Source organism: Mycobacterium intermedium (assembly GCF_002086275.1).
GTDB lineage: Bacteria > Actinomycetota > Actinomycetes > Mycobacteriales > Mycobacteriaceae > Mycobacterium > Mycobacterium intermedium.
In genome coordinates this window covers 20176-31158 of the sequence record NZ_MVHT01000041.1, presented here as the reverse complement: position 1 = coordinate 31158, position 10983 = coordinate 20176, and the positions used below count along the sequence as shown (strand labels likewise).

At 66.9% G+C, this 10983-nt stretch carries 11 protein-coding genes; 6 read left to right on the top strand and 5 right to left on the bottom strand.

Features of this window, described 5'->3' with window-relative positions:
* Positions 1-73: 73 nt before the first annotated feature.
* Both BST27_RS15870 and BST27_RS15865 read right to left on the bottom strand, forming a co-directional pair.
* A complete protein-coding gene (locus BST27_RS15870; protein ID WP_069419927.1) occupies positions 74-1000 on the bottom strand; it encodes an aldose 1-epimerase in 927 nt (308 codons plus the stop codon).
* 24 nt (positions 1001-1024) lie between these two features.
* On the bottom strand, positions 1025-2197 hold the full coding sequence (locus BST27_RS15865) for an FAD-binding oxidoreductase (RefSeq protein ID WP_069419928.1): 1173 nt from the start codon (positions 2195-2197) through the stop codon (positions 1025-1027).
* 168 nt (positions 2198-2365) lie between these two features.
* Between BST27_RS15865 and clpB the strand changes: the two genes are divergently transcribed.
* Complete coding sequence (gene clpB / locus BST27_RS15860; RefSeq protein WP_069419929.1) at positions 2366-4912, top strand: ATP-dependent chaperone ClpB; 2547 nt, start codon at positions 2366-2368, stop codon at positions 4910-4912.
* A gap of 65 nt (positions 4913-4977) precedes the next feature.
* Here the strand turns inward: clpB and BST27_RS15855 are convergent, their stop codons facing one another.
* The gene (locus tag BST27_RS15855; RefSeq protein ID WP_069419930.1) at positions 4978-5790 is read right to left on the bottom strand and encodes an enoyl-CoA hydratase/isomerase family protein; all 813 of its coding nucleotides are present in this window, start codon (positions 5788-5790) and stop codon (positions 4978-4980) included.
* 143 nt (positions 5791-5933) lie between these two features.
* Between BST27_RS15855 and ttfA the strand changes: the two genes are divergently transcribed.
* The 5 genes from ttfA to BST27_RS15830 are packed head-to-tail and all read left to right on the top strand — an operon-like array spanning position 5934 to position 9685.
* Positions 5934-6800, top strand: a complete 867-nt coding sequence (ttfA, locus tag BST27_RS15850) for a trehalose monomycolate transport factor TtfA (protein ID WP_079219658.1) — start codon at positions 5934-5936, stop codon at positions 6798-6800.
* A 7-nt stretch (positions 6801-6807) separates the two neighbouring features.
* A complete protein-coding gene (locus BST27_RS15845) occupies positions 6808-7581 on the top strand; it encodes an SDR family NAD(P)-dependent oxidoreductase (protein ID WP_069421002.1) in 774 nt (257 codons plus the stop codon).
* Positions 7582-7585: 4 nt separating this feature from the next.
* On the top strand, positions 7586-8119 hold the full coding sequence (gene pyrE, locus BST27_RS15840) for an orotate phosphoribosyltransferase (protein ID WP_069421003.1): 534 nt from the start codon (positions 7586-7588) through the stop codon (positions 8117-8119).
* 10 nt (positions 8120-8129) lie between these two features.
* Positions 8130-9026 carry a hypothetical protein gene (locus tag BST27_RS15835; RefSeq protein WP_069421004.1) on the top strand — a complete coding sequence of 299 codons (897 nt, stop codon included), beginning with the start codon at positions 8130-8132 and terminating at the stop codon, positions 9024-9026.
* Positions 9023-9685, top strand: a complete 663-nt coding sequence (locus BST27_RS15830) for a TrmH family RNA methyltransferase (RefSeq protein ID WP_372515495.1) — start codon at positions 9023-9025, stop codon at positions 9683-9685. The genes BST27_RS15835 and BST27_RS15830 overlap by 4 nt, the downstream gene beginning before the upstream one ends.
* A gap of 15 nt (positions 9686-9700) precedes the next feature.
* Here BST27_RS15830 and BST27_RS15825 read toward each other — a convergent pair whose 3' ends face one another.
* Together BST27_RS15825 and BST27_RS15820 are read right to left on the bottom strand one after the other, a co-directional pair.
* Positions 9701-9916: a dodecin family protein gene (locus BST27_RS15825; protein WP_069421006.1), complete on the bottom strand. Its 216-nt coding sequence runs from the start codon at positions 9914-9916 to the stop codon at positions 9701-9703.
* Between the two features lie 71 nt (positions 9917-9987).
* Positions 9988-10962, bottom strand: coding sequence for a LysR family transcriptional regulator (locus BST27_RS15820; protein ID WP_069421007.1), 975 nt, complete (start codon positions 10960-10962; stop codon positions 9988-9990).
* Positions 10963-10983: the final 21 nt, after the last annotated feature.

The window sequence follows — 10983 nt, the reverse complement described above, 5'->3', positions numbered from 1 at the left end:
GTGTCATCTCATTTCGTCAGGCGCTCGTTGGCAGCAATACGATTATTTAACAGATGCCTGACGGAGTCCCCATTTAGTCCGGAAAAGTATTGGCAACCTCACGGATTCGCTGCAGCCGGATGGCGAAAGCCGCTACAGCCGTCTCGCCTGGAGTCGCGCAGCGATACCCCCCTCGACGCAAGGCATCGGTGGGCGCGGCCATCGGCTCGAAGCACACCACATCCTCGCTGGGTGGTGCGAAGATCTGCGCCGCCGAGTATCCGCATTCGAAATGCACCTCAATGCGGTGGTCGCCGCCGGAAACCGCGAACACCGCCCCGTCTTCGACGCTGTCATAGGCGTCGTCAAAGGTTGTGTCTCCTAGTTTTTGGGACGCGGGTGGTTGGTTTGTGGACTTGCCGGTGGGAAGTCCCCGTTGGTCCAGTGCCAGGTGGCGCAAAGCGGGCGTCTCGATGGTCCACTCGCTGCGCGGTACATCCGGCAGGCGTAGGTACGGATGGAAGCCGAAGCACAACGGGACCGCGACGTTGCCGGTCGCCGTCACCGTGGTGTGTACGCTCAGCGTTTGCTGGATCAGTCGCACGGTCACAGTGAGCAGGTGTGGGTACGGAAAACTGGCGAGCAGTTGCGACTCGGCGCCGAAATTCAGTTCGGCGGTCAGTTCGTTTTCTGTTTGGGCAGTAATTCGCCAACCTGGGTATGCGGCCAGTACGCCGTGGATGGGCAACCCGTTGGGGTCGGCGCGGACGCCGTTTTCGCCCGGGGTCAGGGTGACCGTCTTGTTTACCGCGGTATAGGCGTTGTCGCCCAACCGATTCGCCCGCGGGTACAGGATCGGGATGCCCATCGTCTTGCCCGCGGTGAGATAGGCATCCAGGCCGCGCCGCTGGCCTAGCAGTTCGACGCCGGCATCGCTCAGCGACGTGCCGATCATTCCGGCCTCGGGCACGAACTGCGCGGTCACCGACGACGTCGGGTCGCTCAACTTGACGACATGCACGACTGTCTAGCTTAGGTGCCTGGTCTAGCGGCTGAGCGGATCGTGCTGAATGCGTTCGGGCGGAGCACCTTTCGCAACCAACGCGGCCTTGGTTGCGTTGACCATGGCCGGCCCGCCGCAGATCAGGATCTGGCGGTCGCCCCAACCGCCGTACTTGGTGACCACGTCGGCCAACCGGCCGATCTGGTGCACATGCAGGCCGCGCGGCGGCGAGACGTCTGGATAGTCGGCGGCCCACGACGGATCACGCCGGTACTCAGAGACGGGAGAGACCGAAAGCCACGGATTGTGCGCGGCGACCTGCCACAGCGTTTGCAGGTCGTAGAGCTCGCACCGGTAACGCGCGCCGTAGAAAAGGTGCACCCGCGGGTTCTCGGCGTAGCGGCTGAGGTCCATGATCAACGCCCGCAATGGCGACAGGCCGGTGCTGCCGGCGACCATCAGCACGTCGCTTCCGTCGCGGTCGACCCGTAGGCCGCCGTGCGGGCCGGCCAACCGCCAGCGGTCACCGGGTCGCGTTTCGCTGACGATGGCATTGCTCACCAGGCCGCCAGGGACCACTCGGACGTGGAACTCGATCCGCCCTTCCGGATCGTGCGGAATGGCGGGGGACAGGTACCGCCACCGGCGGGGGCATTGCGGGACTTGGACGTTGACGTACTGCCCGGCGTGGTAGGCCAGTGGTCGGTCCAGGTGAAGCCGGACTACCGCGAGGTCGCGCGACACCCGCGTGTGCTCGACGACGGTTGCGTCCCACCATGCGGGACCCTCGTCAGAATCCGCGGCGCCGCTCATCACCCCGGTGATCAGGTGGAGCGATTGGTCGGCGGCCGCATGGACGGAGTCGGTCCAGGCGCTGCCGAGGTGGGTGCGCAACGTCGAGAACAGCGCGCGCCGCATTGTCTGGTACTGGGATGGCAGCACGCCGTATTTGCGGTGATCGCGACCTAACTGCGCCAGAAAGGCGACCGGCTCGTCTGCCCGCTGGTCGACCAATTCGCCGTACACCCAGTGCATCGCCTGTGCAAAAGCGGCTCGCTGGGCGTCCATTTCGGGTGGGAACAGGTCGCGAACCGGGACGTCCAGGGCGAACCATTGGTCATAGAACCGGCGGACGAGTTCGTTCGGTTCGGCGGGATCGCCCTGGCGGAAGGCGTCGCGGAGCACTCGCAACGCATCGCGATCCTCAAGCCCCACGGCCGCCGATTCTAGGCCGACGCCGAAAAGCAGTAGCTTTTCGTTTCTCGTCTACCGCCGCGTGCCGAAAAAAACTAGAGTTGAGCGGAACAGACTCAACCTTGCCGACGTTGGACTAGCCGACAAGCATTTTTTCTCAGCCCGACGGGCGCACGAACGGGAGGTGTCGTGGACTCTTTCAATCCGACAACCAAGACGCAGGCGGCCCTGACATCGGCTTTGCAGGCGGCCTCGGCTGCCGGCAATCCCGAGATCAGGCCCGCTCATCTTCTGATGGCGCTGCTGACGCAGAACGACGGGATCGCTGCACCGCTGCTGGAGGCTGTCGGTGTCGCGCCCAGCACCGTCCACCATGAGACGCAGCGCCTGCTGGACCGGCTGCCGCAGGCCAGCGGTGCCAGCTCGCAGCCGCAGCTGTCCCGGGAATCGCTGGCGGCCATCACTGCGGCACAGCACCTGGCCACCGAGATGGACGACGAGTACGTCTCGACCGAGCACCTGATGGTCGGGTTGGCCACCGGTGACTCCGATGTCGCCAAGCTGCTGACCGGACACGGTGCCTCGCCGCAGGCACTGCGTGAGGCATTCGTCAAGGTGCGCGGTAGCGCGCGGGTGACCAGCCCCGACCCGGAGGCGACCTACCAGGCGCTGGAGAAGTATTCGACCGACCTGACCGCGCGCGCCCGCGAAGGGAAACTGGACCCGGTCATCGGACGGGACAACGAGATACGCCGCGTCGTTCAGGTGCTGTCCCGGCGCACCAAGAACAACCCGGTCCTCATCGGTGAACCCGGCGTCGGCAAGACCGCGATCGTGGAGGGGTTGGCCCAGCGCATCGTGGCCGGCGACGTGCCGGAGAGCCTGCGCGACAAGACCGTCGTTGCACTGGACCTGGGTTCGATGGTGGCCGGCGCCAAGTACCGCGGCGAGTTCGAGGAACGCCTCAAGGCCGTGCTGGACGACATCAAGAACTCGGCCGGGCAGATCATCACCTTCATCGACGAGTTGCACACCATCGTCGGCGCCGGCGCGACCGGCGAATCGGCGATGGACGCCGGCAACATGATCAAGCCGATGCTGGCCCGCGGCGAGCTTCGTCTGGTGGGCGCCACCACACTCGATGAGTACCGCAAGTACATCGAGAAGGACGCCGCCCTCGAGCGCCGCTTCCAGCAGGTGTTCGTCGGTGAGCCGTCGGTCGAGGACACCATCGGCATTCTGCGTGGGCTCAAGGACCGCTACGAGGTGCACCACGGTGTGCGCATCACCGACTCCGCGTTGGTGGCCGCAGCGACGCTGTCCGATCGCTACATCACCGCGCGTTTCCTTCCGGACAAGGCCATCGACCTGGTCGATGAGGCCGCCAGCCGGTTGAAGATGGAGATCGACTCCCGCCCCGTCGAGATCGACGAGGTGGAGCGGCTGGTGCGGCGGCTCGAGATCGAAGAGATGGCGTTGTCCAAGGAAGAGGACGAGGCCTCCAAGGAACGGCTGGAGAAGCTGCGCGCCGAGCTGGCCGACCAGAAAGAGAAGCTGGCCGAGCTGACCGCCAGGTGGCAGAACGAGAAGAACGCCATCGACATCGTGCGTGAGCTCAAGGAGCAGCTGGAGGTGCTGCGCGGGGAGTCCGAGCGTGCCGAGCGTGACGGTGACCTGGCCAAGGCCGCCGAGCTGCGCTACGGGCGCATCCCGGAAGTCGAGAAGAAACTCGAGGCGGCGCTGCCACAGGCCGAGGCTCGCGAGAACCTCATGCTCAAGGAAGAGGTCGGCCCCGACGACATCGCAGAAGTGGTGTCGGCCTGGACCGGCATCCCCGCGGGGCGCCTGCTGGAAGGCGAGACCGCCAAGCTGCTGCGCATGGAGGAGGAGCTGGGCAAGCGCGTCATCGGGCAGAAGAGGGCAGTGCAGGCCGTGTCGGACGCGGTCCGGCGCGCGCGGGCCGGGGTCGCCGACCCCAACCGGCCGACGGGCTCGTTCATGTTCCTGGGACCCACCGGCGTCGGCAAGACCGAGCTGGCAAAAGCGTTGGCGGACTTCCTGTTCGACGACGAGCGCGCCATGGTCCGGATCGACATGAGCGAGTACGGCGAGAAGCACTCGGTTGCCCGGCTGGTGGGTGCCCCGCCCGGTTACATCGGCTACGACCAGGGCGGCCAGCTCACCGAGGCGGTGCGGCGCAGGCCGTACACGGTGATCCTGTTCGACGAGATCGAGAAGGCGCATCCGGACGTGTTCGATGTCCTGTTGCAGGTGCTCGACGAGGGCCGGTTGACCGACGGGCAGGGCCGCACGGTCGACTTCCGCAACACCATCCTGATCCTGACGTCCAACCTAGGGTCGGGCGGCGACGACGAGATGGTGATGGCGGCGGTGCGCGCGGCCTTCAAGCCGGAGTTCATCAATCGGCTCGACGACGTGATCATCTTCCACGGACTCGAACCCGGGGAATTGGTGCAGATCGTCGACATCCAGTTGGCCCAGTTGCAGAAGCGGCTTGCCCAGCGTCGCCTCACGCTCGAGGTGTCGCTGCCGGCCAAGCAGTGGTTGGCGCACCGCGGCTTCGACCCGGTGTACGGCGCCCGACCGCTGCGCCGGTTGGTGCAGCAGGCGATCGGCGACCAGCTGGCCAAGATGCTGCTGGCCGGCCAGGTGCACGACGGCGACGTGGTGCCCGTCAACGTCAGCCCGGACGGCGACTCGCTGGTCCTGGGCTAACCGAGACAACTCGCGAAAGCGCCCCGAACCGATGGTTTGGGGCGCTTTCGCATCTGCTGACCAACCTAGCGATCGCCTAACTCGAAGGCCCGCGTCTGGGCGCCGGCGTCGATGACCGCCTGCAGTCGCTGGCGGGCCTCGGGTTGGGCGAGGGTTTCGCGGAACAGTTGATCTTCGACCCGCAGTCCGGTGGCTATGTCGCCGTCTTGCAGGGCCGCATCGACGGCGCGTTTGGCGTTCGCGATGGCAAAGGCCGGAAACGACGCGATCCGGCCCGCCAGTCTGTCGACGAACCGTCGCAGCTGTTCCGCCGGCAGCGCTCGGTCGACGTATCCCCAGGCTTCGGCCGTCGCCGCGTCGACGTCCATGCCGCCGAGAATCACCTCCAGCGCCCGACCCCGGCCGACCAGCCTCGGCAGCCGCTGCGTGCCGCCACCGCCAGGAATGATCCCCACCGCCACCTCCGGCTGGCCGAAGACCGCCTTGCCGAGTGCGGCGTACCGCATGTCGAACGCCATCGCCCACTCGCTGCCGCCACCGCGGCAGACGCCCTCGATGACCGCGATGGTTGCCTTCGGCAGCGTGCGGAAACGCTCCATGGCGAGGTGAAACGGCGACAGGTCGTCGTGCAGCGCGGTGTCGTCGGCGGGTAGGTCCATGATCAGCCCGACGTCGGCGTGCGCGACGAAGATTTTCGGGTCGGCCGAGTCGACGACCAGCACGCGCACTTCGTCGTCGGCCGCGACCTCCTCGGTGAGGCGGCCGATCTCTGCTATCAGCGGCACATCCAGCAGGTTGATCGGCGGATTGTCGATCGTCGCCCGGCATATGCCGTGGTCGACGGCGATGCGGATGAGCTCATATTCTTCGTAGGGCACGGTCGGCTCCTGGAGGTCGTCTGGAAGTATCTGGATGTCACTGTCGGGGGCGTCGCTGTCGATTCCAGACCAGCAAACCTTAATTTGGTTGTGACCAGGTCGGATTCTGTGTTACCCGCCGGCAACAGATAGGCTGTTCACCGATGGTCCCGCTTTGGTTCACCCTGTCCGCGCTGTGCTTCGTCGGCGCGTCGGTGTTGCTATATGTCGACATCGATAAACGCCGGGGGCGCAGCCGTCGGCGGAGGTCTTGGGCGCGCTCCCACGGGTTCGACTACGAGCGCGAATCCAACGACATTCTGCAGCGCTGGACGCGCGGAGTGATGTCGACCGTGGGCGATGTCCCCGCCCAGAACGTCGTGCTGGGTCAGATCCGTGGTGAAGCGGTCTACATCTTCGACCTGGACGAGGTCGCCACGGTGATCGCGTTGCACCGCAAGGTGGGCACCAACGTCGTCGTCGACCTGCGGCTCAAAGGGCTCAAAGAGCCTCGGGAAAACGACATTTGGCTGCTGGGCGCCATCGGTCCACGCATGGTCTACTCCACCAATCTGGACGCGGCCCGGCGGGCCTGCGACCGCCGCATGGTGACCTTCGCACACACCGCGCCCGACTGCGCCGAAATCATGTGGAACGAGCCGCACTGGACGTTGGTCAGCATGCCGATCTCAAGTACCAGGTCCCAGTGGGACGAGGGTCTGCGGACCGTGCGCCAGTTCAACGACTTGCTGCGGGTGCTGCCGCCACTGCCCGCCGACAGCCCTGCCGAAGCGGGAGAGCCGGTGCCCCGCGCCACCGCGCCGGGTCGACCACTGGCACCGGCCGGCCGCGCCGAACTCCCGCCGCGGCGCTCCCAGCCGGACCCCGCCGCCGGCGTGCTCCCCGACCCCGCCCGCCGGGCGGCCGAGCCGGTCCGTCGTGACGAAGGCCGGTCCGCCGGCGAGCGTCGTCAACCGCCGTCCGGACGTAACGGCCACAACGGCCAGCAGGCCTCGAACTACCGCCACTGATCGCGCCATGCCTCGTCCTGTTGCGTTGATTACTGGGCCCACCTCGGGCATTGGCGCCGGCTATGCACGTCGTTACGCCCGCGATGGCTACGACCTCGTGCTCGTCGCCCGCGACGCCGGCCGGTTGGAGGAGTTGGCGGGGGAACTGGCCGTTCACGGGGGGAACATCGAAATCCTGTCCGCCGACCTGGCCCAAGCCGCCGACCGCGACAAAGTCTGCGATCGGCTCGCCGAAGGCGTTCGGGTACTGGTCAACAACGCCGGTTTCGGCACATCCGGCGAGTTCTGGGAGTCCGATCCGGCCCAGCTGCAGAAGCAGCTCGACGTCAACGTCACCGCCGTCATGCACCTCACCCGGGCCGCGTTGCCGCCGATGCTGGAGGCCGGGGCCGGCACCGTCATCAACATCGCCAGCGTCGCGGGCCTGCTGCCCGGGCGCGGTTCGACCTACGCGGCATCCAAGGCGTGGGTGATCTCGTTCACCGAAGGCCTTTCAAATAGCTTGCAGGGCACCGGCGTTGGCGTGCACGCCGTTTGTCCGGGCTACGTGCACACGGAGTTTCACAGCCGGGCGGGGATCGATATGACCTCAGTGCCGTCGTTCCTTTGGCTCGAGGTTGACGACGTGGTCAGCGAGAGCCTGGCCGACGTGGCGCGCGGCAAGGTGCTTAGCATTCCGAGCGTGCAGTACAAGTACTTGGTCGCCGCTGGGCGGGCGATGCCACGACGGCTGACGCGGGCTTTAACCAAGAGATTCGGGAGTGGTAGTGGCCGCACCTGAGCCTATGACCGAACGCGAGGAGTTGACGGATCTGGTGCGGCGGCTGTCGGTGGTGCATGGCCGCGTCACGCTGTCGTCGGGCAAGGAAGCCGACTATTACGTCGACCTGCGTCGCGCCACCCTGCACCACCGCGCGTCGGCGCTGATCGGCCGGTTGATGCGCGAACTGACTCAGGACTGGGACTACTCGGTGGTCGGCGGCCTGACACTCGGTGCGGATCCGGTGGCGACGGCCATCATGCACGCGCCGGGCCGTCCGATCGACGCGTTCGTGGTGCGCAAGGCGGCGAAAACTCATGGCCTGCAACGACTTATCGAAGGCTCCGAAGTTTCCGGTCAGCGGGTGCTGGTGGTGGAAGACACCAGCACGACGGGCAATTCGGCGCTGACGGCGGTACACGCCGTTCAAGAAGCCGGCGGCGAGGTGATCGGGGTGGCCACCGTGGTGGACCGCGCCACCGGCGCCGCCGAGGCGATCCAAGCCGAAGGTTTGCCGTATCGCAGCGTGCTGGGCCTTGCCGATCTGGGGCTGAGCTAGGCCACCTGCCGTGCGCACACTCCTGGTGATCGTCCTGGCGATTGCATGCGCGGTGGGGTGCTCGCGTTCGGATCAACCCCGTCGCATCTACGGCGCCCAGGAAGCCCGGTTCGGCGAATCGCTTGCGGTCCTGGGCTGGAACATGTCGGTGGCGAATATGCGCTGGGACGACGACTACCTGCTGATCGACGTCGACGCCGCCCCCACCGACCCGAAGGTATGGCACGCCAAGCCCGAAGAAATCCGGTTCGGCCTCTACGGTGCGCTGTCGCACCCGCTGGAGGCCACCGGGCTCGGCAGCTGCGGCGACGCGTTGAACCGCGTCGCTGACGTCACCTCGCCCCTGTCGGCGCCTCCAGACCGGCTCACCGGGACCGTCTGCCTGGGCCCGTTGAAGGACCGCGCCGCGGTGCGCGGCGTCTACGCCTACTCGCCGGGTGACCGTATCCCGAACACCGCCGCCGCCTACCCGGCCGCGTTCCCGGTGGGGCTGCTGCCGACGAACCAGAACGACACCGGCCTGGTGGTGAAGACCACGAGCGTGGAGGCATGGCGCGCCGACGGCAAGCCGGTGACCCAGCCTCAGCTCGGCGACCCGGCGGCCTTCACCGGCAACGGCTACATGCTGCTGGGGCTTGATGCCAGCGGCGTCGCGGCTCGCTACGCCGACGAGTCGGCGGCCCGCGGCGGTCCCTTGATGTTGCTGGCCACGCCGACGCTGCCCGGGCGCGGCCTGAACGCGGCCTGTTCGAAGTACGGATCGTCGGTGTTGATCCTGCCCGACGCGTCACGGGATTCCGTGCAGGTCAACGCATCGCTGTGCACCCAGGGTGAGATCAATGACGCGTTGTTGTACGCGACCATCGCCGTGGTGGGCACGCACGCCGGGCTGTGGACATCGCAGTGACCGAACCCGGCGAACCCGGCGAACCCGGCCCCACCGAGTGGGGGGTGTCCGGCGGGGGCGTCGGGCCGTGGCAGGGTGATCTGCCGGACGACCCGCGGTACGACCCAATCCTGTTGCGTGAAGGCGATACTCGCAATGTCGTCGATGAGTATCGGTACTGGACCCGCGAGGCTATCGTCGCCGATATCGACACCCGTCGGCATCGGCTGCACGTGGCGATCGAAAACTTCGGCCACGACGCCAACATCGGTTCGGTGGTGCGCACCGCCAACGCTTTTGCCGTCGACACCGTGCACATCGTCGGCCGTCGACGCTGGAATCGCCGCGGCGCCATGGTCACCGACCGCTATCAGCGCCTGCGTCACCACGACACCACCGCGCAGTTGCTGGACTTCGCGGCGGACGCCGGGTTGACCGTGGTGGCGGTGGACAACATTCCCGGGGCGGCGCGCCTGGAAGAGACGCAGCTGCCGCGCGATTGCCTGTTGGTCTTCGGTCAGGAAGGGCCCGGCATCACCGACGACACCCGGGCGGGCGCGGCGATCACGGTGTCGATCGCCCAGTTCGGATCGACGCGCAGCATCAACGCCGGCGTCGCCGCCGGGATCGCGATGCACGCTTGGGTCCGGCAACACGCGGACCTGGGCCGCGCGTGGTGAGCGGAACGAGCGCGGCTACTGGGGTCTTGCGGGCCGCATCTTGAACGACACCTCCAGCTTGATGCGGAAGGTGATCCTGCCGGAGGAGTCCACGGCCATGTCCTGCTCGATGACCCGGGCAACCCGGATGTCGTCGACACTGGACCGCGCGCGTTCCACCGCCTCCGTCGCGGCATGCTCCCACGAGGTGGGGCTGGTGCCGATGATGTCGATCACCTTGTACACGCTCATGGGGGCAAGCGTATAGCTTCAGCGGCGAAAACGGACCGAGCGTTTTCGAGGGTCAGGGCAGAGGCGGCGCATCAACTCCACAGCGTGACGTGAACCTTCGGCCGAAACCTCGTCACGCCAACTCCGCTGCCCCTGATCATCGCCTGGATACACCGGGGCGTGGTGATGAAGCGGACGAGCTCGGACACCGCGGGTTGCCGGGCGGACGGCGGCAGGGTCGCCGCGCACCACTCGCCGGATTTGTCCAGGCCGGGACCGTTCACATGCACCAACCGCCCGGCAGCGAGGTCCTTGGCGACGGCGAAGCCGATGCTCAAGGTCGCCCCGCCGACGCGCTGCACCTCCTCGAGCGCGGCGGCGTCGCTTTGGAAGATACGTTGCTGTGACTCAGGAATTGCCAAGTCGCGCAACATGGTTGCGATCTCGCCGTCCGCGATGCCGGCCGACGGGCCGAGCATCCACTGTTCGTGGCGCAGCTGTGCGGGTGTCGGAAAGCCTGCCGCCAGAGGGCCGTTGGGTGCCGCGACGGTGATGATCTGATACTTCAAGAAGGGCCGGACGAAGATCGAACCGTCGGAACCATAGGAAGTTGCCGAGCTTTCAGCGGCCGGGCCGATGGCGATGTCGACGGCGCGCGAGCAGATCAGATCGCGGAATCGGCTCGTCGGGTGCACGCTGAGTTCGACCGAGAGGTCATCGGCCCGCGACGAGAACAGCTCGATCAGGCCCGGTGCGGCATGCTCGGCGAAGGTGCTCGACGCGGCGATGCGCAGCAACCGGCGGCCATGCGCGGCCTCGGTCACCTCGATCGCCGTCTGCTGTTGCAGGCCAAGGATTTCCACCGCGCGGCTGGCCAGCCGCAGCCCGCCGGGGGTGAACGCCAGCCCGGCGCCGGTCCGAGTGAACAGCGGATCGTCGAGTTCTTTGCGCAGCGCGGCGACGTGCATCGATATTCCGGCGTCGGACATGCCGAGTTCCGTGGCGGCGGCCCGTACCGAGCCCAGTCGCACCACCGCCGAATAGGCCCGAAGTTGAGCCGGAGTCATGCGACCACATTACTTCGGTTG

What these genes read in the sequence shown, in the direction of transcription:
- ttfA (WP_079219658.1), top strand. Translation starts at nt 5,934, where the DNA reads ATGGTCCCGCTTTGGTTCACCCTGTCCGCGCTGTGCTTCGTCGGCGCG.
- BST27_RS15845 (WP_069421002.1), top strand. Translation starts at nt 6,808, where the DNA reads ATGCCTCGTCCTGTTGCGTTGATTACTGGGCCCACCTCGGGCATTGGC.
- pyrE (WP_069421003.1), top strand. Translation starts at nt 7,586, where the DNA reads ATGACCGAACGCGAGGAGTTGACGGATCTGGTGCGGCGGCTGTCGGTG.
- BST27_RS15825 (WP_069421006.1), bottom strand. Translation starts at nt 9,916, where the DNA reads ATGAGCGTGTACAAGGTGATCGACATCATCGGCACCAGCCCCACCTCG.
- BST27_RS15820 (WP_069421007.1), bottom strand. Translation starts at nt 10,962, where the DNA reads ATGACTCCGGCTCAACTTCGGGCCTATTCGGCGGTGGTGCGACTGGGC.